The sequence below is a fragment of the Streptomyces sp. NPDC127129 genome (genome assembly GCF_042671585.1).
Classification (GTDB): Bacteria; Actinomycetota; Actinomycetes; order Streptomycetales; family Streptomycetaceae; genus Streptomyces.
On the sequence record NZ_JBHXTV010000021.1, the window covers coordinates 63877 to 90625 of the forward strand.

The 26749-nt window shown below is 72.3% G+C and carries 21 protein-coding genes and 1 pseudogene; 7 read left to right on the plus strand and 15 right to left on the minus strand.

Annotated elements, in window-relative coordinates; translation table 11 throughout:
• Positions 1 to 2: 2 nt before the first annotated feature.
• Positions 3 to 527, minus strand: a complete 525-nt coding sequence (locus ACFVGW_RS31995) for a tripartite tricarboxylate transporter TctB family protein (RefSeq protein ID WP_385854395.1) — start codon at positions 525 to 527, stop codon at positions 3 to 5.
• The gene (locus ACFVGW_RS32000) at positions 524 to 1507 is read right to left on the minus strand and encodes a Bug family tripartite tricarboxylate transporter substrate binding protein (RefSeq protein ID WP_383226268.1); all 984 of its coding nucleotides are present in this window, start codon (positions 1505 to 1507) and stop codon (positions 524 to 526) included. Before ACFVGW_RS32000 ends, ACFVGW_RS31995 begins: the two co-directional genes overlap by 4 nt.
• A gap of 121 nt (positions 1508 to 1628) precedes the next feature.
• Here ACFVGW_RS32000 and ACFVGW_RS32005 point away from each other — a divergent pair, with 121 nt between their 5' ends.
• A complete protein-coding gene (locus ACFVGW_RS32005) occupies positions 1629 to 2297 on the plus strand; it encodes a response regulator (protein WP_352189929.1) in 669 nt (222 codons plus the stop codon).
• Here the strand turns inward: ACFVGW_RS32005 and ACFVGW_RS32010 are convergent.
• Entirely contained in the window at positions 2279 to 2848 is a 570-nt protein-coding gene (locus ACFVGW_RS32010; protein WP_385854396.1) for a hypothetical protein, read from the minus strand. The genes ACFVGW_RS32005 and ACFVGW_RS32010 overlap by 19 nt on opposite strands.
• 126 nt (positions 2849 to 2974) lie before the next feature.
• On the opposite strand from ACFVGW_RS32010, the gene ACFVGW_RS32015 reads away from it, so the two are divergent.
• Entirely contained in the window at positions 2975 to 3844 is an 870-nt protein-coding gene (locus ACFVGW_RS32015; RefSeq protein WP_385854397.1) for a GyrI-like domain-containing protein, read from the plus strand.
• Positions 3845 to 4273: 429 nt separating this feature from the next.
• Here the strand turns inward: ACFVGW_RS32015 and ACFVGW_RS32020 are convergent, their stop codons facing one another.
• Positions 4274 to 4792 carry a hypothetical protein gene (locus tag ACFVGW_RS32020; RefSeq protein WP_385854398.1) on the minus strand — a complete coding sequence of 173 codons (519 nt, stop codon included), beginning with the start codon at positions 4790 to 4792 and terminating at the stop codon, positions 4274 to 4276.
• A gap of 911 nt (positions 4793 to 5703) precedes the next feature.
• Positions 5704 to 6711: a hypothetical protein gene (locus ACFVGW_RS32025; protein ID WP_385854399.1), complete on the minus strand. Its 1008-nt coding sequence runs from the start codon at positions 6709 to 6711 to the stop codon at positions 5704 to 5706.
• A gap of 764 nt (positions 6712 to 7475) precedes the next feature.
• On the opposite strand from ACFVGW_RS32025, the gene ACFVGW_RS32030 reads away from it, so the two are divergent.
• Complete coding sequence (locus ACFVGW_RS32030) at positions 7476 to 8447, plus strand: lytic polysaccharide monooxygenase (RefSeq protein ID WP_385854400.1); 972 nt, start codon at positions 7476 to 7478, stop codon at positions 8445 to 8447.
• Here the strand turns inward: ACFVGW_RS32030 and ACFVGW_RS32035 are convergent.
• The 4 genes and pseudogenes from ACFVGW_RS32035 to ACFVGW_RS32050 form a co-directional block, all read right to left on the minus strand.
• Complete coding sequence (locus ACFVGW_RS32035) at positions 8444 to 9307, minus strand: esterase/lipase family protein (protein ID WP_385854401.1); 864 nt, start codon at positions 9305 to 9307, stop codon at positions 8444 to 8446. The genes ACFVGW_RS32030 and ACFVGW_RS32035 overlap by 4 nt on opposite strands.
• A 235-nt stretch (positions 9308 to 9542) precedes the next feature.
• Positions 9543 to 10502, minus strand: a complete 960-nt coding sequence (locus ACFVGW_RS32040) for a hypothetical protein (RefSeq protein WP_385854402.1) — start codon at positions 10500 to 10502, stop codon at positions 9543 to 9545.
• On the minus strand, positions 10499 to 13963 hold the full coding sequence (locus ACFVGW_RS32045) for a DNA polymerase III subunit alpha (RefSeq protein WP_385854448.1): 3465 nt from the start codon (positions 13961 to 13963) through the stop codon (positions 10499 to 10501). Before ACFVGW_RS32045 ends, ACFVGW_RS32040 begins: the two co-directional genes overlap by 4 nt.
• 897 nt (positions 13964 to 14860) lie before the next feature.
• Positions 14861 to 15109, minus strand: a pseudogene (locus ACFVGW_RS32050) (PHP domain-containing protein); the annotation flags it as partial.
• Positions 15110 to 15258: 149 nt separating this feature from the next.
• Here ACFVGW_RS32050 and ACFVGW_RS32055 point away from each other — a divergent pair.
• The 3 genes from ACFVGW_RS32055 to ACFVGW_RS32065 all read left to right on the plus strand — a co-directional run bounded on the left by ACFVGW_RS32055 (position 15259) and on the right by ACFVGW_RS32065 (position 18289).
• Positions 15259 to 16305, plus strand: coding sequence for a DUF3533 domain-containing protein (locus tag ACFVGW_RS32055; RefSeq protein WP_385854403.1), 1047 nt, complete (start codon positions 15259 to 15261; stop codon positions 16303 to 16305).
• Positions 16306 to 16405: 100 nt separating this feature from the next.
• Positions 16406 to 17365: a GNAT family N-acetyltransferase gene (locus ACFVGW_RS32060; RefSeq protein ID WP_385854404.1), complete on the plus strand. Its 960-nt coding sequence runs from the start codon at positions 16406 to 16408 to the stop codon at positions 17363 to 17365.
• Positions 17366 to 17407: 42 nt separating this feature from the next.
• Complete coding sequence (locus ACFVGW_RS32065; protein WP_385854405.1) at positions 17408 to 18289, plus strand: alpha/beta fold hydrolase; 882 nt, start codon at positions 17408 to 17410, stop codon at positions 18287 to 18289.
• Here ACFVGW_RS32065 and ACFVGW_RS32070 read toward each other — a convergent pair.
• The 5 genes from ACFVGW_RS32070 to ACFVGW_RS32090 form a co-directional block, all read right to left on the minus strand.
• Complete coding sequence (locus tag ACFVGW_RS32070) at positions 18268 to 18972, minus strand: hypothetical protein (RefSeq protein ID WP_385854406.1); 705 nt, start codon at positions 18970 to 18972, stop codon at positions 18268 to 18270. The two genes, ACFVGW_RS32065 and ACFVGW_RS32070, sit on opposite strands and share 22 nt — an antisense overlap.
• A 117-nt stretch (positions 18973 to 19089) precedes the next feature.
• Positions 19090 to 19980 (minus strand): S1 family peptidase, encoded by an 891-nt coding sequence (locus ACFVGW_RS32075; RefSeq protein WP_385854407.1) that lies wholly within the window; start codon positions 19978 to 19980, stop codon positions 19090 to 19092.
• 295 nt (positions 19981 to 20275) lie between these two features.
• Positions 20276 to 21064: a DUF1684 domain-containing protein gene (locus ACFVGW_RS32080; protein WP_385854408.1), complete on the minus strand. Its 789-nt coding sequence runs from the start codon at positions 21062 to 21064 to the stop codon at positions 20276 to 20278.
• A gap of 110 nt (positions 21065 to 21174) precedes the next feature.
• Positions 21175 to 22932: an FAD/NAD(P)-binding protein gene (locus ACFVGW_RS32085; protein WP_385854409.1), complete on the minus strand. Its 1758-nt coding sequence runs from the start codon at positions 22930 to 22932 to the stop codon at positions 21175 to 21177.
• Entirely contained in the window at positions 22916 to 24163 is a 1248-nt protein-coding gene (locus tag ACFVGW_RS32090; protein WP_385854410.1) for a DUF5685 family protein, read from the minus strand. The genes ACFVGW_RS32085 and ACFVGW_RS32090 overlap by 17 nt, the downstream gene beginning before the upstream one ends.
• Positions 24164 to 24495: 332 nt before the next feature.
• Between ACFVGW_RS32090 and ACFVGW_RS32095 the strand changes: the two genes are divergently transcribed.
• A complete protein-coding gene (locus ACFVGW_RS32095; RefSeq protein ID WP_383226299.1) occupies positions 24496 to 24930 on the plus strand; it encodes a cell division protein SepF in 435 nt (144 codons plus the stop codon).
• A 110-nt stretch (positions 24931 to 25040) separates the two neighbouring features.
• On the opposite strand, the gene ACFVGW_RS32100 is transcribed toward ACFVGW_RS32095, so the two are convergent.
• On the minus strand, positions 25041 to 26723 hold the full coding sequence (locus ACFVGW_RS32100; RefSeq protein ID WP_385854411.1) for an MFS transporter: 1683 nt from the start codon (positions 26721 to 26723) through the stop codon (positions 25041 to 25043).
• Positions 26724 to 26749 lie beyond the last annotated feature (26 nt).

The window sequence follows — 26749 nt, forward strand, 5'->3', positions numbered from 1 at the left end:
GGTCAGAGCACTCCCATCAGCGGGCCGCCGGGCAGCGGAACTCCGAGCAGGTTGTTGAAGACGACGTAGGTGAGGAGGGAGAGCCCGGCGGCGATCAGCGGGTCGCGGTGGAGGTGGCGGCTGCCGAGCGCGTAGGCGGCGCCCCAGAAGAGCAGGGCTCCGGCGACGGGGAAGCCGACGGGGCCGATGAGGACGGCGAAGGCGAGGAAGACCCCGGCGAGGAGCAGGACCGTGCGCCGGTCGGCGGGCTCGGAGAGGTCGACGTCCTCCCCGCCCTCGGACTCGCCGCGGCCGCCGCGCAGGACGTCGATCGCGAGGAGGACGGCGACGACGAGCAGGCCGGTGCCGACGACGACGGGGACGGTCTTCGGGCCGACGGGCCCGCGCTGGGCGATGTCGACGGTCATCGTGAGGGCGTCGGTGAGGACGAGGACGCCGATGAGGAAGAGGAGAACGCTGACGCCGAGTTCGGAGTGCTCGCGCAGCCAGGAGGAGGCTCGTCTGCCGGTGGTGGTCGTCGTCGTCACAGTCCCAGCTCCTTCAGTACCGACGCGACCTGCGCGTTCTGCTCGGTGAGGAAGGTGCCGAACTCCTCCCCGGGCAGGAAGGCGTCGTTCCACCCGTTCTTCCTCAGCGACTCCCGCCACTGCGGGGAGTCGCGCAGCTCGGTCGCCAGGCCGACGAGCTTGTCGCGCTCGGCGTCGGAGAGGCCGGGCGGGGCGACGATGCCGCGCCAGTTGATGAACTCGGTGTCGAGCCCGGCCTCGCGCAGCGTGGGGGCGTCCAGGCCGGGGACCCGCTCCGCGCCGGTGACGGCGAGGAGCCGCAGCTCGCCGGACTCGATCTGGTCGAGGTACTCGCCGACGCCCGAGACGCCGAAGGCGACCTTGTTGCCGAGGATGGAGGCGAGGAGCTCGCCGCCGCCGTCGAAGGGGATGTAGTTGACGCTCTTCGGGGCGATGCCCGCGGCCCTGGCCATCAGCATCGGGGCGAGGTGGTCGGGCCCGCCGGGCGCGGAGCCACCGCCGACGGGCAGCTTGCCGGGGTCCTTCCTCCAGGCCGTGAGCAGGTCCTGGATGGTCCTGTACGGGGAGTTCTTGCCGACCACGACGATGTCCTGCTCCATGGTGAGCCGGGCGATCGGGGTGGTGTCGGCGAGGGTCTTCGGGGTCTTGTTGGTGTGGACGGCGCCGACGACGCCGAGGCCCATGGACATGGCGAGCCTGCCGTTGCCGTGCTCGCCGACGAGCCGCGTGAGGCCGACGGTGCCGCCGGCGCCGGGCAGGTTGAAGACCTCGATGCCGGTGGTGAGACCGGCGTCCTCGGCGTTCTTGGCCGCCGTGCGGGCGGTGATGTCGTATCCGCCGCCGGGCGTGTTGGGAACCATGAAGCGCAGGCCCGGGATCCGGGTGCCCGTGTCGGAGCCGCTGCCGGTGGCGAGCAGGGGCGGCCCCACCAACACCAGCAGCGCGGCCCCGAGCAGGGCGAGGGGGGTGCGCAGACGCACGTGTGCCGCCTCTCGATAGGTATGTGAAGTGGCCCACATGTTGCCCGCGCGTTAAGAACCTGTCTCTCTTCCGCAACCAACGGACGTTGTGGTCCTTGTGGTCGCGACCTAGCGTGTCGGCGTGACGAAGGTGCTGGTGGTGGACGACGACTTCATGGTCGCGAAGCTGCACAGCCGTTATGTGTCGGCCGTGGACGGTTTCTCCGTCGTCGGGGTCGCACACAGCGGCGGTGAGGCGCTGCGCCTCGCCGACCGGCTGCGCCCGGATCTCGTCCTGCTCGACATCTACCTGCCCGACATGGACGGCGTCTCGGTCCTGCGCGAGCTGCGCGGGGCGGGTCTCGCGGTCGACGCCCTGTTCATCACGGCGGCGCGGGACGCGGGCATGATCCGCTCGGCGCTGCGCGCGGGGGCGCTGCACTATCTGATCAAGCCGTTCAACCAGTCGGCGCTCCAGGAGCAGCTGCGGCACGTGGCCTCGCTGCGGAGCCGGCTGGACGAGCTGGACGAGGCGCGCCAGGAGGACGTGGACCAGATCTTCGGCACCCGCCCGCCGGGCTCGCGCGAACTTCCGAAGGGCCTCGCCGCCCACACCGCCGAGCTGGTGGACGGCATCCTGCGGGCCCATCCGGAGGGCCTGTCGGCGACGGAGTGCGCGGAGGCGGGCTCCCTGTCCCGGGTGAGCGCGCGCCGCTACCTGGAGTACTTCGCGGAGACGGGCCGCGCGGAGATCACCCTCCGCTACGGCGGCACGGGCCGCCCGGAACGCCGCTACCGCCGCCTGGGCTGACGGCGTTCACGGTGCCTGCCGAGCAGTCGGCCCTGCTCCGCCTGGAGCCGGGCGAAGCCGTCGCGGGCATACGCGTGTATCGCCCCGGCGGGGAACACGACCACGGAGAGGTGGTCGGTGAAGTCGTCCCGCTCCCAGCGGGCGGCGGTGATCTCGAAGCCGGCGACGTGCGCGTACAGGTCCAGGAGGACGGGCGGCATGCCCGGCTCGTCGAGCAGGTCGACGTGGCGGACGACGACATCGCGCATGGCGCGGATGTTGGGCAGGAAGACCGTGCCGGCCCAGAGTCGCCACGCGGTCAGCTCCTCCTCCGTGGGCGGCGTCGTGTCCCGGAAGGGCGAGACTCCGCCGGGCCGGGCGTGCAGGGCAAGGAACTCCTCGAACATGCGCGAGTTGGTACTGGTGAGTGCGTACAACGGACCGTAGAAGTCGGCGAGTTGCCGGTTGACCCGGGCGAGCCGCTCCTGCCGCTGGGCGAGTCGGAGCCCGTTGAGGTACGTGACGAGGTATCCGGCGAAGGCCAGGACGACGGTGAGGACGGCTGCACTCATGATCCGGATGCTAGTTCGACGGCGAGCGCGCGCGACACCGCCTCGGGCCGCATGATCGGATCGGTCCGGATCTGTCGGGCGGGGCCGGTACGGGTCTTGCCAGGGTGGGAGTCGAAAGGAGGCCTTGTGATCTCGGCACTCAACCAGCTCGTCGACCTCGTCGAGGAGCACCTCGCGGAGGAGCCTGACGTCCAGGCGCTGGCGGGTTCGCTCGGTACGACCGAGTACCACCTGCGCCGGATGTTCTCGTCGCTGGCCGGTATGCCGCTGTCGGAGTACGTGCGGCGGCGGCGCATGACCGTCGCCGCCGCCGACGTCGTCCGTGGCGAGGGGGATCTGCTGAGCATCGCGGTCCGGCACGGATACGGCTCGAGTGAAGCGTTCGGACGTGCGTTCCGGGCGGTCCACGGCGCCGGACCCGGTGATGTACGCCGCGACGGAGGCCCCTTGCGCACACAACCGCAGCTCAGGTTCCGCCTGACCGTCGAAGGGAGCGTCCCCATGGACACCCGCCTCGTCAACCGACCCGCGTTCCGCCTCGTCGGACACGCCACTCGGGTCCCGCTCATCCACGAGGGTGTCAACCCGCACATCCAGGAGCACATCGCCGCTCTGCCCCAGGAGGAACACCTGCGTCTCAAGGCCCTCGGCGACACCGAACCGGGAGGCCTGCTGCAGATCAGCGACGGGCTCGACCCCGACGCGAGGGAGGGCAGCGAACTGACGTACCTGCACGGGGTCGCGGTGGACCGGAACACCCCGGCCCCGGCCGACCTCGACGCCATCGAGGTGCCGGACGGGATGTGGGCGGTCTTCCGTACCAGCGGACCGCATCCGCAGGCCCTGCAGACGACCTGGGCGGCGACCGCGACCGACTGGTTCCCCTCCAACCCGTGGCGGCTGCGCCCGGGCCCCTCGATCGTCGCCACCCTGGAACGCTCGGACGACTTCACCACCGCGACCTGCGAGCTGTGGCTGCCCGTCGAACCGGCGTGACGCACCCTCGAACGGGATGAACGCCTCAGCGGGCGGACCGGCGGCCTCCGCCCGCTGAGGCGCACCACACCCCCCCACGACACACGACCCCGGGCACTTCCTGAGCCCGCTCTTACCCCCGCCGTAAGTACCGCACTCCTGTGCCGCAGCACGGAAACACTGGTCACAGGCCCCCTTGAGCCCACGCACCAGCTCAGACGCGAGGGCGGTCGGATTCGCCAATAGGTCAGGCAACAGGCAGCCCTTGGCTCCGCCGGCGCAGACGTGGTCGTCTCAGATATGGAGGACATCGCGCGCCCTGGGCGAGCCGTAGAGCCGTTCAAGTAGCACGGGCCTCAGCCCACCACCCGAGGCGTCGGGCTGCTCCGCGAAGGACGGCAGCCCGACGCCATCTAGTTGAAGACTAGTTGGTCACCGAGTTCGCATTGATCATTGCTGCATCAGCGCGCCTGCGGCCAATGCTCCCAGTGCTGCGCCCGCGATCGCGCCACCAACTCCTCCGACTGCCGCCCCCGCGGCTGCACCAACTGCCGCGCCGGCGGCCATGCCAAGGTCCCGACTACTTCTCGCGAGGCCGGGAGTGATGTTAGCGCCGATCATGCCGCACAGCGAGGGGGCCCCGTCCGGGGTGACGGCTGACGGAATGACCGCTCGGGCTCCGGTGGCCGCGCCGATCAGCGCTTCCACCTCACCCTCTTCGAGCACCCCATCTTCCTTGAGCCCGTTGAGGGTCTTCTCGAAGTGCTTCTTCCGAACCTCCTCAGAGGCCCCCTTAAGGAGTTCCAGTTCTCGCGTGGTCGCGCGAATGATCCAGGGCAACTTGTCGCACCAAGGCTGGGGTTGCGGGACGAAGTCCCACGGAGGCATGTACGGGATGTAGTCCCCGGGGTCTGCGGGCCGAGGCGGCCGGCCGATGGGGTGAGGCCGTCCGATGACGTCGTTTGGCATGATCGTCTCCTTCAGACATGGTTTGCCAATACGATCGACGTAGTAGACCCCGGCGCGTCTTGCCGACCCTATTTGCCGAGGTCTCTTGGCTACGTCGTTTTCGGAACCCCCACTTGTCATGTTGCGCCTCAGACGGCGTAACTGCATCTCAAAGAGACTCCGCAGCCCAAGCCGCGCTTGAGAACGACGAGGCGCGAGTGGGGCTAGATCGATCGCCGTCGGCCACCGCTGTGTGCCCCTTTGGGAACCTTGCGGCGCCCTCCGACTGCTCGGGTCGTGATGACGCCTGATGGGAACTCAGGTTCATGCAGCCTCGCATTGTGGGGAGCTCTCTGGCGGGCATTTCGAGGCCTGCTCTGGGTCTAGCGCCGAGGTAGCCCGTGCAGATATGGCGTGCGTGGGTGAGGCTCGTTGCCCGGTGTTCAGCAGGGGCATACCGTCGGGCCGGGCCGCGCAAGGGGGGCGCTGTTAACCAGCAACGACCAATCATGACGGCTGGAACCCAGAACTCAGGCGAGCGAACCGTCATCCCCACAATCCAATCTGACAGATAGTCAGTTCTAGTTACAGTGGGCAATGTGCAGAACAAGCGGGGCCCGCCCCAGCTCCTACCGGTGGTAGGGCTCCTCACATCCGGCCTGAATCACCTCAGACTGCAATTCCGAGCAGCCCGGCGGCTGGTGCGTAGCCGAGCATTCTCGTGTAGGCGCCTGGCAACAGCCTTCAGAGAGCGTCGGAGCCGTTCCCTGTTCTACCCGTAGGTCTTCAAGGCGCGGCAGTTGGGACCGAGCGCGATCATGTTCCAAGGGTCGTCAGGTCCATCCTTGCCCAGGTCGTGGACGCGGTCGACCTGCAAGATCGGCAGGCCGGCCGTGGTCCGTTCCTTTGGGTGACCATCGCATTCAGGGTTCTCACGGTTGCCCTTGCTGCGCCTTGTGACCCCGGCTCGCGCGCTGGAATCTCGGACGTATCGGTCGGCCTGCGTGGGCTTTTTCGGCTGGCCGCGGCGCTCGGCGTTCGATTCCGCTCTTGCAGCCAGGCGCCTGTACGCGTCCTCGTCGCTCTCCGAGGTGTCGCGAACCTCCGGATCGACATCGCCCGGACGGGTAGTCGCCTGTGTCGTCGTACAGGATGTTCCTGTGTGCCTCTAGCGCTTCGTGAACATCAACGGGCCACGTATCACGCTCCGGAGAAGGCACGGGGCAAGCACTCAGAGAAATTTCGCGGCGCCACTTGCGGTCCTCGCCGATCCCCCACCGCCGCCTGCGCTGCGCGATGACGGCCCAAGTTTCGAAGCTGAGCTGCCCCCCCATACGGCTTGTACCAGTAGCGGAGCGGCGACCATCGGCCTGGTAGGCAGCCATGAGTTCGTTACCATCGACGATCTTCTGGTCTCCTGAGAGACCATCGCCGACGTACGCAATCCAGTTCGTCTCCGGGATGCGACCGTCGGCATAAGGCCCATTGTCGTCGGCAAAGACGCTCAGGATGCCGTCGCTCAGGCAGCCGATGCCTGCCATCTTCTGGCCTCCGTAGGAGCGCCGGACGGCATCCCTGTCTTTGAAGGCCTCGCCAAGCAGCGGGCGCAGGGCGTCCGCCCACCTGTCGGCGAGCAGGTCGTGGAGGCCAAAGTCCTCCAGCAGGCCCTCAGGAAGCGGGTAGAAGTAGCGCTGAAGAAGTCCAGCTGCAGCCTCCGCGGCTGCTTCGGGGTGTGAGCGCAGGAGTGCGTAGTCCTCCCTCGGGAGTCCACCTTCAGGATCGGCGCGGTTCAAGGACTCCACCGTCGGCCGCCGGCCCATGCTGGTGAGTGCCAGCTCGTCGCTGTGTTCCACGATCCAAAGGTCGTCCCGCACAAGGGCCCAGAAGGGGTACCGTGCCGCATCTGCACCATCTTCGACGTGCGCGTACTTCTCCAGCAACGGCGCTATTGCATCGCGAATGGTCGGCCAGGCGGGCTGCATGCGGGGCGCCCCCGTGACGACCCGGGCAAGCGACCAAAGGACAAGGGCGGGGCGCTGAAGAGCGGCACCAGCCTGCTACGCCCCTGTCGCACGTCCCCCACTCGCCGACGGAACGACTTCGGCGGCTCGCCCACCGTGAAGCCCTCACGCCTCGGCCAAGCCACCGAGGCCTTGGCGCCACCGCTGAACTCCGAGGGCTTGAGCGCGGTCCCGAAGTCGAACTCGTGGGCCACGCCCGCTATGGCCTTGGAGTCGTACTGTCGACCCTCGTGCGTAAGGACATAAGCGACCGCAGAGCGGTACCCGTAGGTGTCCCAGAATGCGTCCGACCCAACCCGGTCATGCTCTGCAATCGCCTGCAGGATGCCCGCTCAGGTGATCTCAGAAGGAGCCATGGCGACACCGCAGATCAACGCACTGACAATGATCGCTCCTTCAGGTACGGCCGCTGCCGCCCTGCGTGGCTCCCCCTGAGAGCCACGCAGGGAGCCCACAGAGACGACACGGGATGGATGTGGACGGACACTCACGGACGGAAGGGCTGTCCCGACCAGCGATCCGTGGCTGGCACCGGGCACTTCCTGAGCCCGCTCTTACCCCCGCCTTAAAGGCGTCCTAAGGATCGTCGTCTCCCGCTCTCCACGGCCTTTCTCGAGGTTTCCGGCGGCTAGCTTTCTGAGCGTCCCCCCACGCCCCACCCCTCGTGAAGGAGCTGTCCCCCCATGACCTCTCGCCGTACCGCCGCCTCGGCCGTGACCGTCACCGCCGCGCTTGCCCTGTCGGGGCTCGCCGCCGGGCCGGTCTTCGCGCACGGGTCCATGACGGACCCCGTGAGCCGGGTGTCCGCCTGTTACGCGGAGGGGCCGGAGAGCCCGAAGTCGGCGGCGTGCAAGGCGGCCGTCGCGGCGAGCGGGACGCAGGCGTTCTACGACTGGAACGCGGTGAACATCGCCAACGCCGCCGGGAAGCACCGCGAGCTCATCCCGGACGGCAAGCTGTGCAGCGCCGGCAACGACAAGTACCGCGGTCTCGACCTGGCCCGTGCCGACTGGCCGGCCAGCACCCTCGCCTCCGGGAAGCACACCTTCCGCTACAAGGGGACCGCCCCGCACCGGGGTTCCTTCGAGCTGTACGTGACGAAGGACGGCTACGACCCCTCGAAGCCCCTGAAGTGGTCGGACCTGGAGGCGAAGCCGTTCGCGACGGTCACCGACCCGCGGATGGAGAACGGCGACTACGTCTTCGACGGCACGATCCCGAACAAGTCCGGCCGCCACCTGATCTACTCGGTCTGGCAGCGCTCCGACTCCCCCGAGGCGTTCTACACCTGCTCGGACGTCGTGTTCGGGAAGGACAACGGCGGTACGACCGCGCCGGCGGCGACCGCGCCGACCGACGAGGAGTTCGAGGCCGGGAAGGACCAGTCCTCCGTCGAGCACGGCGGCCACGGCGACGACAAGGCCGAGACCGGAGCGAAGGAGACGGCCGCGGCGCCCGCGACCTCCGCGCCGGCCACCTCCGCGCCGGCCGCGCCCAACCAGCCCGCCGCCGCGGGTCCCGAATCGGGCGAGCGCCTCGCGGAGACCGGGGGCGACGCCACCACGCCGTACCTGGCGATGGGTGGCGCCGCCGTCCTGGCGATCGGCGCGGCCGTGCTCTTCGGTGCGACGCGCCGCCGCGCCGTTCGTCGCTAGCCGATCACGGACAGGCAGGTGGTCGGGGTCGCGTGGGCCGGGTCGAGGGCGTTCTCGACCTCGTGGAACGTGACCCGGTCCACCGTCCCGATCGCCACGTGCTCCGAGAGGTCGAGCGCGCACTTGTCCTGGATGACGACGTTGGTGACGTTCGGACCGTCGAGGAATCCCGAGCGGTACGGGGTGACGACCTCGTCGTACTTGGTCGCGATGACGGTGTAGGTGACGCCCGGAACCGTGTCCCCGCCCGCGTTGAGCTTGGTGATGAACGGGGAGCCGGCGATCTGGTCGGCGAGGCCCGGGGTCTTCTCGGTGACGAAGTCCTCGACACCGGGGAAGTACGGCAGGAGCTTGGTGAGGCCGAGGAGGGTCGTGCCGTGGTTGTCGGGGGCGATCCCGACGAGCGCGTTGACCTTCTCGGCCCCGCCGAGGAACTTCAGGTAGTACCGCGGCATCATGCCGCCCTGCGAGTGTCCGACGAGGTCGGCCTCGGCGGCGCCGGTCGCCGCGAGGACCTTGTCGACGTAGGCGTCGAGCTGTTCGGCGGACTTGTCGATGGGGCCGAGGCCGTGGAAGAAGGGCACGTTCGGCAGCTGGCCGTAGTCGAGCGAGTAGACGCAGTAGCCTCGGTTGACGAGGTACGGCGCGAGGGCCAGCCAGTTGTCGATGGAGTTCCCGAACGTGCCGTGGACCAGCACGACCGGGCGCGGGTGGGCGGCCGAGGGCTTGCAGGAGAAGTCGTTCCAGCCCCTGCTGGAGGTGGTGGATGCCTGGGCCGAGGCGGCGGTGGGGGCGAGGGTCGCGGCGGCGGTCAGCAGCAGGACCGAGAGGGCTCTGAGCACGTGTTTCCAGGGCAGCATCGTGCGATCTCCTTGCGGCTCAAGGGAAATCTGTGACGAACGATGGCAGTAAGCCCTGCGGCCCGGACCACAAGTGGGGATGCTCTGCTTCCAGCCAAGCTACGCACGGGTAGCCTCGGCTGGGAAGTTACGCGTCGGTAAAAAGTGACTTCTCGTCAATACGGAGTACGCGTACGCCGCGAAGACCCTCCGGACGCGCGGACCGGGCGCGCGGACCGGACGTACGGACCGGGCGTCAGGCCGCGAGCGAGCCCGGCACGATCGCCCGGGGCCCGAACTTCGCCCGTGCCCGGTCCGCCACCGCCTCCAGCCGCCGCGCCTTCTCGTCCGCCGGGTCGAAGGTCAGCTGCCGGGCGGCCCCCTCCGCGGGCGCCAGCCCCTCCGCGCGCAGCGCGATCCCCCGCACCCGGGCCCGCTGGAGCCCGAAGGAGCCGTGGATCGTGTACACGAGGGCCGCCAGCGCCGCCGAGTGCGCGGTCGGTTCCGGCAACGTGCGCGTACGGGTGGTGGTGGACCGGTCCGCGTACCGCACGGTCACCGTCAGGGAACGGCACACCTGCCGCTCCGAGCGCATCCTGGCACCCAGCTCCTCGGCGAGGGAGAGCAGCGCCCTGCGCTGGGCCGTCGGGTCCAGCTCGTCGTGCGGGAAGGAGCGTTCGGCCGCGAGCGAGCGGGAGGCCGCGTTCGGTACGACCACGGACCTGTCGATCCCCCGGGCCCGCTCGGCGAGTTCACGTCCGGCCTTCACGCCGACGAGCCGCTGGAGCACGGCGAGCGGTGCGTCCGCGACCCGGCCGACGGAGTCGAGTCCGTACGAGCAGAGGGTACGGGCGGTGGTGCGGCCGACCCCGTCGAGCACGGCGACCGGGCGGTCCCGCAGGAAGACGGCCGGATCCTCGACGACCCGGGTGACACCGGGGCGCGCCTCGCGGGCCGCCATCCGGGCCAGCATCGGGTTGGGCCCGACCCCGATGACGCAGTCCACGCCGTACAGGGCGAGCGCTCTGACCCGTACCACCGAGGCGAGTTCCGTCGGGGTCCAGCCGAAGTAGCGCAGCGCGCCACGGACGTCGGCGAGCAGGGTGTCGGGCGGGCAGGCCTCGACGACCGGGGTGAACTCGCGGACCAGCCCGACCAGTCGGGGAAGCATCGCCTCACCCTGGGCCTCGAGCCCGAACCGTACACAGAGGATCATCCCGCGCTCCCCGGACTCTGGTGCCACAGCTTCCTTCCGCTGGGAACCCCTTCACCGGCCGGTTTCAGGTCCGCCCAGGGGTTCATCTCGTATCCGGTCTCCATCGTGATCCGGCGTCCGCCGTAGGTCCCGCCCGTGCGTTCGCCGGCCTCACCGGCACGTTCGGGCTGTTCGGGCTGTACGGGCTGTACCGGCTGCTCGGCGAGCCGCCCCGCCACCGCCTCCAGACCGCCGGAGGCACGCACCTCCACCAGCTCGGCGAGGTTCCAGGCCGCGGAACCGACCACGCTGAGGCTGCGGGGGCCGCGCCGCTGCACCACGCCCCGGACGAGCAGCAGCCAGGAGTGGAAGACGGTGTGGGCGCAGGCCTCGTGGGAGTCGTCGAAGAAGGCGAGGTCGACCAGGCCGGTTCCGTCGTCGAGCGTGGAGAAGATGACCCGCTTGCCGGAGCGGATCGGCGGGGTCTGGGTGGCCGCCTTGGCACCCGCGACCAGGACCGTCTCTCCGTGCCGGGCCTCGCGCAGCCGCTTGGCGGAGACCACGCCGAGTTCGCGCAGGAAGGCGTGGTGGTCGGCCATGAGGTGGCGCGAGGCGTCCATGCCGAGGACGCCGAGTTCGGCACTGAGCCGCTCCGACTCGTCGAGGTCGGGCAGGCCGATGGGTGCGGTCTTCCGGCCCTGGGCGAGCGGGAGTTGGCCGCCGTAGGAGGCGGCTCCGCGCTGGGTGCGGTGGAGCTCTGTCACATGCAGCAGCAGATCGCGGCGGTTGGCGCCGAAGGCGTCCAACGCGCCGACCTGGGCGAGCCGTTCGGCCACCGGTTTGCGGGGACGGGCCCGCTCCCAGAAGTCGAGCAGTGAGGCGTAGGGCTGTCCGGCCTCGATCCGCGCGCCCTCGGTCTCGCTGATGCCGTGGACGTCCGCGAGGGCGAGCCGCAGCCCCCACCGCTCCGGCGTACCGGACACCAGTTCGATTCGATGGGCGGCCGCGGACCGGTTCACGTCCAGCGGCAGCACCGGGACGCCGCGCCGCCGGGCGTCCGCGAGCAGCAGCCGCTTGGGGTACATCCCCGGGTCGTGGGTGAGCAGCCCGGCGTAGAAGGCCGCCGGGTGGTGCGCCTTGAGCCAGGCCGACTGGTACGTGGGTACGGCGAAGGCGACGGCGTGCGCCTTGCAGAAGCCGTACGAGCCGAAGGCCTCCACGATCTCCCAGGTGCGGGCGACGACCTCGGGGCCGTACCCGCGCTCCTCCGCCCGCTGCGCGAACCAGACCTTGATCCGGCCCTGCGCCTCGGGGTGCGAGAGCCCGCGCCGCGCCTGGTCCGCCTCGCCCCGGCCGCAGCCGGTCATGATCCGTACGATCTCGATGATCTGCTCGTGGAAGACGACGACGCCGTACGTCTCTTTCAGCGCGTCCTCCAGATCCGGGTGCGGGTAGCGGACGGGTGCCCGGCCGTGGCGGGCCTCGATGAACGGGCGGACCATGTCGGCGGCGACCGGTCCCGGCCGGAAGAGCGAGATGTCGACGACGAGGTCGTGGAAGGTGCTGGGCTGGAGCCGGCCGACCAGATCACGCTGGCCGGGCGACTCGATCTGGAAGCAGCCGAGGGTCTCGGTGGACTGGATGAGCCGGTACGTCGCGGGGTCGGCGGGCGGGATCGCGTCGATGTCCGGCCGGGTGCCGGTGGCCCGCTCCACCTCGGCGACGGCGTGCGCCATGGCGGACTGCATCCGCACCCCGAGGACGTCGAGCTTGAGCAGCCCGAGGTCCTCCACGTCCTCCTTGTCGAACTGGGACATGGGGAACCCCTCGCCGCTGGTGGGCACGACGGGGGTACGGGTGAGCAGCGAGGCGTCCGAGAGCAGGACCCCGCACGGGTGCATGGCGATCCCGCGGGGCAGGCCGTCGAGGGCCTCGACCAGCCCCCAGAGCCGTCCGAACTTCTCCTTCTCCCTGGCCAGTTCGCGCAGCTCGGGCAGTTCGTCGAGGGCGGCGCGGGCGTCCCGGGCGCGGATGTGCGGGAACGCCTTGGCGATCCGGTCGATCTCGGCCGGGTCCATGGACAGGGCGGCACCGACGTCCCGTACGGCGTGGCGGACGCGGTAGGTCTCGGGCATGGAGACGGTGGCGACCCGATCGGTGCCGAAACGGTCGATGATCGCGCGGTAGACCTCCAGGCGGCGGGCGGACTCCACGTCGATGTCGATGTCGGGCAGCGCGGTGCGGTTCTTGGAGAGGAAGCGCTCCATGAACAGGCCGTGCTCGACGGGGTCGGCGTGGGCGATGCCGAGGAGGTGGTTGACGAGGGAGCCGGCGCCGGAGCCCCGGGCGGCGACCCGGATCCCCATCCTCTTCACGTCGTCGACGACCTGAGCGACCGTCAGGAAGTAGGTGGCGAAGTGGTGATGGGCGATGATGTCGAGCTCGCGGTGCATCCGGTCCCAGTAGTCGCGGCGCCGTTCGTACCCGCGCAGCACCATGCCCGCGGCGGCCCGGGAAGCCAGCACGCGCTGGGCGGTGCGGCGTTCGGCGCCGACGAGGGACGGCTCGGGGAAGTGGGCGGAGCCCATGCCGAGGTCGTCCTGGGGATCGACCAGGCAGTCGGCGGCGACCGCCTGGGTCCGGTCGAGCAGCCGGTACGCGGTGTCCCGGCGGAAGCCCGCGGCCTCGACGATCCGCTCGGCGGCGGCCAGCATGGCGTCGCCGCCCTTGAGCCAGGCCTCGCCGCTGTCGAGCTCCTTGCGGGGGTCGACGGGGACGAGGCGGCGGGCGGAGTCGAGGACGTCGGCGACGGGGCCCTGACCGGCGTCGGCGTAGCGGACGGCGTTGCCGAGGACGGGGCGGACACCGTGCTCGGCGGCGAAGCCGACGGTACGGGCGGCGAGCCGCAGCGAGCCGGGCCCGGTGCCGGCACGGCCGTGATGGACGGCCTCCAGACGGAGGGCGTCGCCGTACCGCTCGCGCCAGGGCACGAGGAGCCGGGCGGCCCGGTCCGGGCGCCCGGCGGCGAGCGCCTGCCCGACGTCGGAGGCGGGACCGAGCAGGACGACGAGGTCGTCGCCGTGATTGTCGTCCCAGGCCAGCAGGGGCCCGCCGGCCTCTCGGGCGTGCGCGGCGCTGACCATCCGGCAGATCGCGGCCCAGCCGGCGCGGGACCGGGCGAGAAAAACAGCCCGCGAGGCGGACTCGTCGACGAAGGCCCCACCCCGCACGGGCACGCGCCGCGCAGAAACCTCCCCCCGCCCGGGCCACCCCCCGCCCGGCCCTCCGGAACGCCCGACCGCGGCCGCAGGCCGGGACACCGCCCCGGCCGCGCCACCGGAACGGCCCGCCGGTCGGGGCGCGACGCCGAAACCGGACGCCGATCCGGGGGCGCCACCGAAACCGGACGCCGGTCCGGGCGCGGCACCGAGGCCGCGCGCAGCACCGGACGCAAGCCCGGCCGCGAACCCGGAGCCGGACACGGGCCCAGGCGCGACACCAAAGCCAGCCTCGGCAGTACCGGAACGGACCGCCGAACCAGGCGCGGCACCGAGACCGCGCGCAGCACCGGACGCAAGCCCGGACGCAGGCCCGGAGCCGGACGCAGGTCCAGGCGCGGCACCGGAGCCGGGCGCGACTCCGGAGCCGACCGCAGGCCCGGACACCGATCCGCCCGCAGGCTCGGGCGCCGTACCGGAGCCGACCGTCGATCCGCGCGCGGCACCGGAAGCGGCCGCCGGTCCAGACGCGACACCGAGGCCCCGCGCAGCCCCGGACGCAGGCCCGGAGCCGGACGCCGGCCCAGGCGCGGCACCGGAGCGGGGCGCGACTCCGGAGCCGACCGCAGGCCCGGACACCGATCCGCCCGCAGACTCGGGCGCCGTACCAGAGCCGACCGCCGATCCGCGCGCGGCACCGGAAGCGGCCGCCGGTCCAGACGCGACACCGAGACCGCGCGCAGCCCCGGACGCAGGCCCGGAGCCGGACGTCGGCCCATGCGCGGCACCGGAGCCGGGCGCAGGCCCGGACGCCGGTCCGGCCGCAGGCTCGGGCGCCGTACCGGAGCCGACCGTCGATCCGCGCGCGGCACCGGAACCGGACGCCGGTCCGGGCGCGGCGTCGGGTGGGACGGGAACGTCGGCGGGCAGGGGCGACCCGGCCGGGTGGGTGGCGCCCGCGCCGGGCGGCACGGCGCCCGGGAGGCCCGGATCGGTGGCGACGGCATGGGCGGAGCCCGGCCCCGCCCCCGGCAGGGACGACCCGGCTGAGGGCACGGCCCCCGGCAGGGACGGACCGGCCGAGGGCACGGCGCCCGGCTCCGTGCCAGCCGCTCCCGACGCCCCCCGCCCGAAACCGTTCACGGCGTACACACGCCGACCCGCGCCGCCGCGGCCCGCCTCGGGCGTCGCGGGCGGGGCGATCGACAGGTCCACGCCGAAGAGCGGACGCACACCCGCCGCCTCGCAGGCCTTCGCGAAGCGGATCACGCCCGCGACCGTGTCGCGGTCCGTGAGAGCGAGCGCGTCCATACCCCGCTCCGCCGCCCGCTCCGCCAGCCGCTCAGGGTGCGACGCGCCGTACCGCAGGGAGAAGCCCGATGCGGTGTGCAGATGCGTGAACCCCGGCATGCACACCTCCCGCATCAATTCGCACGTACGTTCCCACCCCCTCTTCCTCACCATAGACCATTTCGAACGTCCGTACGATACGCCGCGCACCTCATCCGTTCAGCCCCGTCCCACCTGCACAAACACCCCTCTCCCCCGAGCGTGGGGGCATGAGCTTCGTCGATGAACTGAAGAGTGCCGTCACGCCCCGAACCGCCCTGCTCGTCATCGGCGTCTTCGCCCTCCAGCTGCTCTTCATCGCCTCGTACGTAGGGGCGCTCCACGACCCGAAGCCGAAGGACGTCCCCTTCGGCGTGGTCGCGCCCCCACAGGTCGCCGCCCAGCTCGTGGGGCAGCTGGAGAAGCTCCCCGGCGAACCGCTCGACCCCCGGACCGTCACGGACGAGGCCGAGGCCCGGGATCAGATCCTGAACCGGGAGATCGACGGCGCCCTCCTGGTGAACCCGGCCAGGAACACCGACACCCTGCTCGTCGCCTCCGGCGGCGGCACGGTGCTCGCCTCCGCCCTGGAGTCGCTCTTCACCCGGATCGAGGGGCTCAACCAGCGCACCGTCCGAACCGTCGACGTCGCCCCCGCCTCCCCGGAGGACTTCGACGGCCTCTCCGCCTTCTACCTCGTCGTCGGCTGGTGCGTCGGCGGCTACATCTGCGCCGCGGTCCTCGCCATCAGCGCGGGCGCACGGCCCGCGAACCTCCAGCGCGCCCTCATCCGGCTCGGGACCCTCGCGCTCTACGCGATCCTCGGCGGCCTGGGCGGCGCGATCATCGTCGGCCCGATCCTGGGCGCCCTGCCGGGCAGCATCGCGGCCCTGTGGGGCCTGGGCGCCCTCGTCGTCTTCGCGGTCGGCGCCGCCACGCTCGCCCTGCAGTCGCTCTTCGGCATCGTCGGCGTCGGTCTCGCGATCCTGCTGATCGTGGTCGCGGGCAACCCGAGCGCCGGAGGCGCCTTCCCGCTGCCGATGCTGCCACCGTTCTGGAAGGCCATCGGCCCCGCCCTGCCGCCGGGGGCCGGCACCTGGGTGGCGCGCTCGATCGCGTACTTCAAGGGCAACGACGTCACCGTCTCGCTCCTGGTGCTCTCCGCCTGGGCGGTCGTCGGCAGCGCGATCACGCTGGTGATGTCCTCGCTGAAGCGCAGGCCGGGAACCGAGCCGACCCCCGAGGAACTCGGCGCCGCGGGCGGCGCCGCCGCCTGAACCGACCCGGTCCACACCGGAAAAGCCCTGGCCCACCGACCGGTGGACCGCTACGTTCGCGGGGCACCGCCGACCGCTCCCCGAACCGACAAGGCTCTCCGTGACTCTCGTTCGCCCTGCCCGCCCCGATGAACTTCCCGCCCTCGTCGAGCACCCCGGTGACCCCGAGCGCAACGCCGCCACCCGCGCCTACCTCACGCAGCTCCTCGACAGCGCGTGCACCCGGCCCGAGTGGTGCCTGGTCGCCGCGGAGGACGACGGACGGCTCACCGGCAGCGTGGTGCTGTGGACCCTGCCGGGCCACGAAGTCCCGCTCGCCGTCGTGCTGTTCGAGGCTCCGGAGCACTCTCCCGAGACCGCGTCCGCGCTGCTCGACGCGGCGGCCGCGAAGGCCGGGGAGCTGGGCGCGAAGGAGCTGGAGCACGTCGTCGACTCCCCCGCCCAGGCACCGCAGTTCCAGCGGAACCCGGAGCGCCGGGGCGAGCTGTTGCGCGACTCCGGCTTCGAAGTGGCCCGCGACGGAAGGCGGTTCGGCTTCCGGACCCCTGCCGCTTCCGGCGAGACCGGCGCGACCGGCGAGCTGCCCGCCGACGACCCCCGCCTGACCTTCCGCTCGCTCGCCGATCTCGGCCCCGAGCCCTTCGTCGCCGTCCTCGCCGAGCTGCTCGCGGACACCGCGGACGCCCGGCTCGCCGCCGACGTACGACAGCACGGCGCGCGGCGCGCCGCCGAGCTGCTCTTCGAGGAGACGGCCGGGCTGAAGCACGAGCCCGAGTGGTGGGAGCTCGGTTACGACGCCGACGGCACCGTCGCCGTGATCAGCCTGCCGGCCGAGAACCCCGGCTTTCCGGTGATCGGCTTCGTCGGCGTCGCCCCCGCGCACCGCGGCAAGGGGTACGCCACCTCCGTCGTGATCCGCGGCACGCGGGTTCTGGTCGCCGCCGGCGCCAGGGAGATCCGCGGGGACTGCGACGCCGCGAACGTGGCGATGGCCAAGGCCTTCGAGCGGGCCGGGTACGTGAACTTCGCCGACCGGCTGGAGTTCGCCCGCGCCCTCTGAGCCCTACGGCGGCGCCCGCAGCACGCCCTAGGCTGTCCGGCCATGGGAAAGCATGTGCGCACCGACGACGGCCGCCTGCTGCTGGCCGAAGAATGGGGAAACCCCTCGGGGACTCCCGTACTGCTCCTGCACGGCACACCCGGCAGCCGGCTCGGCACCGCGCTGCCCGATCTCGCCGACCGCCATCCCGACTTCCGGTTCTTCGCCTACGACCGTCCCGGGTACGGAGGTTCGGACCGGCTCCCCGGCCGGCGGGTCGCCGACGCGGCCCGGGACGCGGCGGCCGTCGCCGACGCGCTGGAGGTGGGGCGGTTCGCCGTGGTCGGGCGGTCCGGCGGCGGGCCGCACGCGCTCGCCTGCGCGGCCCTGCTGCCCGACCGGGTCCGGGCCGTCGCGGCGCTGGTGGGCATCGCGCCCCCGGACGCGGCGGGGCTCGACTGGTTCGCCGGCATGACCCCGTTCAACGTCCGTGAGTACGGCCTGGCGACCGAGTCGCCCGAGCTGCTCGACGCGGACCTCGCCGCCCGGGCGGCGGACATCCGGCGCGACCCCGAGCGCCTGATCGAGGATCTGCGGGCCGAACTCTCCGACCACGACCTGCCGATCGTCTCCGATCCCGCCGTACGCGCCGTGCTGCTGCGCACCTACCGCGAGGCCCTCGGCGCCTCGCACCACGGCTGGACCGACGACTGCCTCGCCTTCGCCCGCCCCTGGGGTTTCGACGTCTCCGCCGTCGCCGTCCCGGCCCTGCTCTGGCACGGACTCGACGACGCCTTCTCCCCGCCCGACCACACCCGCTGGCTGGCCGGACGGATCCCCGGAGCCACGCTCGTCCTGGAGCCGGACGCCGGTCACTTCGCCGCCCAGTACGCGCTGCCGGCCGTGCTCGGGTGGATCCGGGCTCAGGAGGGCGGCGGCAGATAGCCGGCGGAACGGGCGCCCTTGAGGCAGTTCATGATCCGCTCATGGCTGTCGCCGACCGTGTCCACGACCCGCATGCGCATGTGGAGGGCATCGACCTCGTCGACGAAGCGGCGGGAGAACGCGCCCATCAGAACGGTCTCGTACGTCCCGGTGCCCACCAGAGGGAACGTCCCGAAGGTGGGGATCTGGAAGTCCTCGCCGGCGACGAGACCGGCCGCCGTCAGGGTCGCCACCGCCCCCGGAACGTCCGTCCACGGGGTCGAGGCGGGGTCGGTCTCCCCCGCGAGCACGACTCTGCACTCGTACTTCTCGACCACCGCCGTGTACTGGCCGCCGTTGTAAACGCCGGTCCGCCACTCGGCGGCGTTCCCGCGCAGCGTGCCCTTCGTCCAGTCGCTCCGCCAGCCCAGGTAGGGCCGTACGGTACGGGCGTACTGGGCCCGCGCGAGGACGGCGGCCGCCGCGACGGCGAGGAGGCTGCCGAGCGGCTCCATGTCCAGGAGCTGCAGCCGCCACGGCCAGTCGGTCCTGGCCTCCTCGGTCATGTTGGCACGGACGATCTCCCAGCCCAGGACGGCGGTGAGCAGGCAGAGCAGCACGATCGGTGCCGTGAAGAGCAGGCGGCTGCGCCGGACCCTGCGCTGGGCGTCGCCGGGTATCGGCCCACCGGGCTGGACGGTCACGCGCTCTCCCCCACCACGAGTCCCTGCGTCGGGCCCCGGCCGTCACACGGCCGGGGCCCGACGCCCGATGGGATCATGGTGCTACGGAGAGCGGGTCTCCGCCTAGGGCGTTTCGGCCTAGAACACGTTGACCCCGTACGCGTTCAGCGCCTCGGTGACCGGCTGGAAGAAGGTCGTGCCGCCCGAGGAGCAGTTGCCGCTGCCGCCCGAGGTGAGGCCGATGGCGCGGCTGCCGGAGTAGAGCGGGCCGCCGGAGTCGCCGGGCTCGGCGCAGACGTTGGTGCGGATCATGCCGTAGACGATGTCTCCGCCACCGTAGTTGACGGTGGCGTTGAGGCCGGTGACGGAGCCGCTGTGGGTGCCGGTGGTGGAACCCCGGCGGGTCACGGACATGCCGACCGTGGCGTTGGCGGCGCTGGTGATGTCCACGCTGCCGACCGTGCCGGACTTGGTGACGCTGCTGTTGGTGTACCGGACGATGCCGTAGTCGTTGGTCGGGAAGCTGGATCCCGAGGTGGAGCCGAGGACGGTCGTGCGGCCGGAGTTGGAGTACCAGGTGCCCGCGCCGTCGGTGCAGTGCCCGGCGGTCAGGAAGTAGTAGTTGCCCGCGCTGTCACGGACGTTGAAGCCCAGGGAGCAGCGCCAGCTGGACGCGTAGATCGCGTCGCCGCCGGAGATCAGCTTGTTGAACTTTCCGGGGGTCCGCTCGATACGGATCGCCCCGGCGTTGGCGCCGGCCTGGCGCTTGATCTCGGCTATCTCGGCCTTCGACACGGTGGAGTCGGCGGTGACGACGAGGGTGCCGGTGGCCTGGTCCACGTGCCAGGCGGTGCCCGCCACGTCGGCGGCCAGCACGGCGTCGCCCGCGGCGGAGAGCTGCGACGCGCTGAAGGTCTGGGCGGTGTCGGCGCTCGCGGTGGGGATGGCGACGGCGGCCGCGGCGGCGAGTCCGGTGGCGACGGCGAGCAGACGGACGGATCTCGGGGGGGTGGTGCGCTTGGTCCTCACTTCTCGTTCCTCCAGAGGGGAATCGGGGGTCCGCCGTGGGGGGTCGGACCCGTGAGGCGCGGCCAGGGGCCGGCGCTGTGGGCGAGTCTCGGCCGCCCGACCGGGCGCCGCAAGGGCGCCTTTCGGCCGTACGACGCTCAACTACCGCCCGCCACAAGGAGGTTGTAGTAGGGGATCCGCGAGACGGGGCACGGGGCCGCCCGTGCGTGAAAGGCTCCGGCGGCCGCACCACCACCGCCGGACGCGCCCGTGTGCCCCTGTGCCCCCCTGTGCCCCCTATGAGAAGGAGTCCGGGTCAGGCTTCGATGAGCCGCCGCTCCCCGGCCGGCACCCCGGTGTCGAGGGTGTTCCCCGGGGGCGGGAAGGGGCAGATGAAGTGGTCCGCGAAAGCGCACGGCGGCAGCAGCGCGCGGTTGAAGTCGACCGTCACCGAGCCGTCCGCGGCGGGCGCGGGCGGACGCAGGAAGCGGAACCGGTAGCTGTCACGGCCGCTGGTGGCGTCGGCGAAGACCGCCCAGAGCGTGCCGTCGTCCTCCACGGCGACCTGGAGCGTGTGCTCGACGCCACGGAGCTCGAAGGAGAGCTCGCCGGTGAGACCGAGTCCCCGTTCCTTCCCGTCGGCGTTCCCGACCCGGACGTTGCGGGACTCCTCGTACGCCCGGAAGGTGCCGGGCACCACCCAGCGCTCGTCGTACGGTGTGGCCTCGATGCCCCGGAAGGCGCGGCGCGCCGCCGACTCGGGGTCGAAGTCCCGTACCGCCCAGAGCCCTTCGCGGCGCATGAGGACGAGCCGCCGGCCGGCGGACTCCGCGCGGGACTCGTGGATCGGGGCGTGGTCGGCGGTCAGCCGGACGCTGCCGATCAGCGGCTTGCCGTCGACGGTGACCGCGTCCTCGGCGCCGGCCGTGAGGACCACCTCGTCGCCGTCGTCCAGCCACCGCCCGGGAACGGCCGGAATTCGACCCTCCGGGTGGTCGGAGAGCCAGTACGTGCCGGTGAGGGAGAGCGGCCCGTACGACGAGGAGACCGCCGCCGTGCGCTGCTCGTGCCAGTGCTGCCAGTCCTGCTGGGGATCCGTGCTCATGGTGTTCAACCCTTCCATACGGGGTCGGGAAGCCCGGACGCGACGCTCGCGTGGCCACGCGGAGGCACGCGGGGCCACGCGGGGCCACGCGGGGGCAGGGCGCCGGGCGTTCACAGGTCGCGCAGGAGCGCGAGCGCGGCCCGCGCGGTCGCGTCGTTCTGCCGGAGGGAGAGGCCGTTGGCGCCGGGCCGGGCGAAGCCTCCGGCGCCCCGGGCGTCGGTGTGCGGCCCGAGCGCGAAGCGGCGGGGGTGCGGCACGCCGGACCGGTCCAGGACGCGGCCGTCGGAGGGATCGACGGCCAGGAGTCCCGCCGGGGTCGCGGCCGCGCCGTCGGCGTACAGCGCGCGCAGCAGCGGGTCCCGGGTGGTCGCGGCCGTGGGCTCCGGGAGCCGCGCCTCGACGAGGGCGCGGGCCTCGGTGACGTGCCCGGGGAGGGTGGAGCTCCGCGCGCGGAACACCCCGTTCTCGGCGCGCACCCGGAGGTCCGCGCCCAGGAACCGCACGACACCGGCGCGCGAGAGCGCGAGCAGGTTCCGCAGCCGTGGGCCGGGCGGTCCCGAGGCCAGGGAGCTGAAGAAGCCGTGCCACCAGGTCCCGGTGTCGCCGAGCCGTGCCAGCTGCCCGTAGACCGAGTTCAGGCCGTGGAAGAGGGCGAGGTCGGGGCTGTGCCCCGGGTCGTCGCGGCGGGCCACGTCGTCGGCGACATGACCGCGGACGTGGTCCTGGAGGGCGGCCGGGGAGGCGTGGCGCACCCCGGCGAGGGGGCGGTCGAGCGCGGCAAGGTCGAGCCGGTCGGCCCGGTGGGGCACGGCGGAGGCGACGAGGGCGTCGAGTCCGGGGCCGCCGGGCGGGCAGGCGGCGAAGGCGCGGTCGAACTCCACCCACGGGAGGTGGGTGCGTTCGGGGTGTGCGGTGAAGAGGCGGTGGTAGTGGGCGAAGCCGAGCTCCTGGGCGATCAGAGGCCGGACGTCCCGCCGGAAGTCGAACCCGCCGGGCCGGGCGAGGAGGGCGTCGATCTGCTCCGGCCCCAGGTAGCGCGGCAGCGGGGGCCGTTCGCCCTCCAGGGGGTACGTGATCTTCGCCCGGTACGGGACTCCGCGTCGCGACCCGACATGGAGGACCGGCTCGCGTCCGGACGGCACGTACGTCCCGTTCTCGTACCGGCCGCCGCGGCCCTCGGTGAGCAGCACCATGAGGTCGACGAAGGCGAGGCCCAGACCGCGCACGATCACGGGCGCGCCGGGCGCGAGCCGCCGCAGGTCGCTGTCGGCGGTGAAGTCGGGCGGCAGGTGGACCAGGCCGTGACGTTCGGCGTGTGCGGCCAACGCCGCCTGTTCGTCGTCCGGTTCGGCGTCCAGATGCCCCTGGGCCAGGATGACGGCGTCGGCGGTGAGCGGCGCGTCGACGCCTTCCAGCCAGACCGTCTGGCGTCCGGTACGCGCCCCTGCGACGCGCACCGCCCTGCGCCGGTGGTGGTGGACGACGGCGCCGGGCGGCAGGGCGGCGACGGCCCTCTCGTACACCCAGCGCAGATACCCGCCGTGTGTGCTGCGGCTGACGAAGGCGTCCCCGTCGCCGCCGGTCCACTCGTGCACGGTGGGCCCCGGGAGGACCGGGCCCGCCATCTCCACGGTGTCGTCGGTGAACATCGTGACGTGCCGGGCCTGCGAGTTCATCCAGAGCAGCGGCGACTGGCCGCGGCGCCACAGCCGCCCGCCGCCCGGCGGGTACGGGTCGACGAGATGGATGTCGAGGCCCGAACCGCCGTACAACCCTGGCGCGTTGGCGGCGATGCGTTCCAGCAGCCCGGTGCCGCGCGGCCCGGCGCCGACGATGACGAGGGAGCGTCGCTCAGCAGCCGCAGTCACACCCGCAGTCGCAGCCGTCGCAGCAGCCGCCGTCCCCTTCCCCGTCACCGCAGTTGCAGCAGGAGCAGCAATCGCCGCAGCCGCTGCAGTCGCAGTTGCTGCACGAGCCCTCGCGGCGCTCCCGGCTCCACGGGTCCTCGTACGTGCCGCAGCACAGCTGGCACGTACACGCCAGGCCCATCCAGACGGCACAACCGGCCATCAGGCCGCGGCGCCGGTTCGGCGGCTCGGGCGGCAGCGGGCCTCCGGGACCGCCGGGGCCGCCCGGCCCCGGGGCGTACGGGTTGCCCGGCACCGGGCCGGGGGCGTACGGCCCCGGCTGGTACGGCCCCGGCTGGTGCGCTCCCCCGGGAGCACCCGCCCCGTGCGCACAGCTCGTCGTGCCGAACGCGCGGTCCACCGAGACGCGCAGCTCGTGGGCGAGCAGTACGTGCACCAGCCGGCCGTTCACGAACTCCGCGTCCCGCAGCGCGAGGCGGATCCCGTGGAGCGCGTCGTCCGCGAGCCGGCGGGCCTCGGTGAGCGACGTGCCGGTCGCGGTGAGCGGGTTCCACGCGCCGGACGCGGCGTCCGCCTCCCGGTCCTCCACGGCGTCCAGCAGATGCGCGAGCCTCCCGAAGAGCCGGCCCGCCTCGGCGAGCGGCTCGAGGTTCCCGGGCCGGCCCGCGAGCACGGCGGTGTGCGCGAAGGCCGCGGCCGTCGCCGTCTCGGTCGGCTCGGTGACCACGAGGAGCGGGGTGCCGGGCCCGGCGAGGCTCTCGACCCCGGCCTGCCGGTCCACGGCGTCCACCAGGACGGCCGTGTCGAAGCCGATCGCCCGCCCGGTCCGCGCGCCCGCCCGGTCCCAGGACCTGGCGACCCGGCGGGCCGCCGCGGCGACCGGGCGGCGCGCCAACAGCCCGTCCCGGTCGGCGACGTGGTCCCGCACCTTCGCCGAGGCGAGGACCAGCGACACGGCCGCCGCGAGGCGTGCGCCCTCGCCCATGGCGACCGGCGCGGTCCTCATCTGGCGCAGCGGGCAGGGACCGGCGGTCCGGCGCCCGCCGTCGACCGGGCCCGTCTGAGCCTCCGTCAGAACCGAGACGATGAGGCCGTCGTAGTTGGTGACCACCCGGGCGAACTGCCCGTGGTCGGCCCGAAGTGCCAGACAGAGGCCGCAGAGATGGGCCATCCATTCGGTCCTGAGGCCCTCGGTGAGCCGATGGGTGCAGGGCCTGACTATGCCGAACAAGGGACTCCCCGTGAGTCGCGCGCAGGTGCTGCCGCAGCGGTCTGCGGCGGTGTTGCGGCATCGTATCGACCTGGTCCGTTCACCCGGACGCTCCGAGCGTCACCCTTCTGGACCGACTTTCATATTTTAGATCCACGACCCCTCCGGAACCTCCGTCAGGCCCCGTATACCGCAAGATTCCTGACGATTCACCAGAAACCGGGCCTCACGTTCTGCACCAGTACCGTCACGAAACCCGCGCGCGCCGACTATCCACTTGGCGCGCGATCCGCATCATGGACGACGATAGGGATATGCGGAACCACAAGTGACCGCGCTGAAAGGAGGCGACCATGGGATCGGTGCGCAAGGCGAGTGCATGGCTGGGCCTCGTCGAGGACAACGACGAGCGCTACTACGACGACGAGTACGCCGAGACTGCCGAGAGCGGCGACGCCTGGGTGACGGACCCCCGGGTCCGGGTGGCGTCCGACTCGGCGCAGGAGCAGGGCCGCAGGATCGCGACCGTCTCCCCGGACGGGTTCCGGGACGCCCGGGGCATCGGCGAGCTCTTCCGGGACGGTGTCCCGGTCATCGTGAACCTCACGGCCATGGAGCCCTCCGACGCCAAGCGTGTGGTCGACTTCGCCGCCGGTCTCGCCTTCGGTCTGCGCGGCTCGATCGAGCGGGTGGCGACGCGGGTCTTCCTGCTGACCCCCGCCGACACGCAGATCATCAGCGGAGACCCCGCGGGGCGTGCGCAGGACGGTTTCTTCAACCAGAGCTGAGCCGGGAGCGCCTCCCGGCGGCAGCGCCGGGGGAGCTCACCGGCCCGAGCACCTGCCCGTACCACCGGACGGATCACCGGACGGATCACCGGACGGATCACCGGACGGATTCACGACCGGCGGGCGCCCTGCCCGGCAGGCCCCGGGGACGAGCAGACCGGTTCGGCGGGCTCGCGGACGGCCGGTTCGGCGGGCTCGCGGGTGGCCGGCACCCGTACCTCCGCGGGGGCCTCGGGCACCAGGTCCTCCGGGTCGACCATGCACTCCATCACGCGCGGCAGCCGCAGCGCCATCAGCGCGCCGAGCAGCAGCAGCGCCGCGCTGACGAAGAGCGTGACGTGAAGGCCGTCCACGAAGGCGTGCCGCGCCGCGTGGTACAGCGCCGGACCCGCTGTGCCGCCGAGCTGGTCGGCGACCTTGTAGGCCTCGCCGAGCGAGTTGGCGGCGGCCTCGCTCGCGGCGGCCGGGACACCGGGCACGGCGGCCAGGCCGGGCGCGTACGCCGCGTTCATCACGCTGCCGAGGAGCGCGATGCCCATGCCGGCACCGAGCTGGTACGAGGTCTCGCCGATGGCCGCCGCGCCGCCCGCGCTCTCCGGCGGGGCCTCGCTGAGCATCGACTCGTACGCCGAGAAGAGGGTGGTCTGGAGCCCGAAGCCGAGCAGGACGAAGCCACAGGTGAGCAGCAGCGGCCGGTCGTGCTGGCCCATCAGGACGAGCAGCAGCACGGCGGCGGCGGTGAGGACGAAGCCCCAGCCGACCATCCGGCGCGGACCGATCCGGCGCAGCGTGTACGAGCCGGTGGCGCCGGCCGCCATGGCGGCGAAGGTGAGCGGCAGGAGCCGCAGCCCCGTCTCCAGCGGGCTGAGCCCGAGGACGAGCTGGAGGTACTGGACGGCGATCAGCTCCAGGCCGACCAGGGCCAGCATGGCGAGCACGATGCAGCCGACGGAGGTGGTGAAGGCGGCGCGGGAGAAGAGTCGCATGTCGATCAGCGGATGCGCCCGGCGCCGCTGCCGGCGTACGAAGAGGATCAGCAGCGCCGCGCCGAGGAGGAGCGGTGCGGCGGTCGCCGGGTCGAGGAGGTTCTCGCCCGCGCCGATCCGCTTCACCCCGAGGACCATGCCGAGCACTCCGGCCGCGGCCATCAGCGCGCCGAGGACGTCCCAGGGGCCGTCGCCGCGCCCCTTGGACTCGGGCAGCAGCCAGCGGCCGAGCGGCAGGATGAGCGCCATCAGCGGGATGTTGATCAGGAAGACCGAGCCCCACCAGTAGTGCTCGACCAGGAAGCCGCCGAGCACCGGCCCGGTGGCGGCGCCGATCGCGGCGACCGCCGTCCAGATGCCGATCGCGGTGGCCCGCTCACGCCGGTCGGGGAAGACCGCCCGGAGGATCGAGAGGGTGGCGGGCATGATCATCGCGCCGCCGACGCCGAGGAGGGCGCGGGCGCCGATCAGGACACCCGGCGCGGTGGCGAGGGCCGCGACCGCGGAGGCGACGCCGAACAGCGCGTAACCGAGGAGCAGCACTCTGCGCCGGCCGATCCGGTCGCCCAGCGTGCCGAAGAGGATCAGCAGCGAGGCGCAGATCAGCGGGTAGGCGTCGACGATCCAGAGCAGCTCGGTGGAGCTGGGGCGCAGGTCCTCCGTGAGGGAGGGGACGGCGACGTGAAGAATGGTGGCGTCCAGCGCGACCAGCAGCAGGCTGACGCAGAGGACGAAGAGGACGACCCAGCGGTTGGCGCCGCCGCCGGCGGCGCGGAGTCGTGCTCCGGCCGTGATCGTCCGCTGCATGTACGTACCTCCCAGTGAAGCTCTCG

Coding starts and splice junctions, on each gene's coding strand:
- ACFVGW_RS32010 (WP_385854396.1), bottom strand. CDS start 2,848: ATGAGTGCAGCCGTCCTCACCGTCGTCCTGGCCTTCGCCGGATACCTC.
- ACFVGW_RS32020 (WP_385854398.1), bottom strand. CDS start 4,792: ATGCCAAACGACGTCATCGGACGGCCTCACCCCATCGGCCGGCCGCCT.
- ACFVGW_RS32030 (WP_385854400.1), top strand. CDS start 7,476: ATGACCTCTCGCCGTACCGCCGCCTCGGCCGTGACCGTCACCGCCGCG.
- ACFVGW_RS32035 (WP_385854401.1), bottom strand. CDS start 9,307: ATGCTGCCCTGGAAACACGTGCTCAGAGCCCTCTCGGTCCTGCTGCTG.
- ACFVGW_RS32040 (WP_385854402.1), bottom strand. CDS start 10,502: ATGATCCTCTGTGTACGGTTCGGGCTCGAGGCCCAGGGTGAGGCGATG.
- ACFVGW_RS32055 (WP_385854403.1), top strand. CDS start 15,259: ATGAGCTTCGTCGATGAACTGAAGAGTGCCGTCACGCCCCGAACCGCC.
- ACFVGW_RS32065 (WP_385854405.1), top strand. CDS start 17,408: ATGGGAAAGCATGTGCGCACCGACGACGGCCGCCTGCTGCTGGCCGAA.
- ACFVGW_RS32080 (WP_385854408.1), bottom strand. CDS start 21,064: ATGAGCACGGATCCCCAGCAGGACTGGCAGCACTGGCACGAGCAGCGC.
- ACFVGW_RS32095 (WP_383226299.1), top strand. CDS start 24,496: ATGGGATCGGTGCGCAAGGCGAGTGCATGGCTGGGCCTCGTCGAGGAC.
- ACFVGW_RS32100 (WP_385854411.1), bottom strand. CDS start 26,723: ATGCAGCGGACGATCACGGCCGGAGCACGACTCCGCGCCGCCGGCGGC.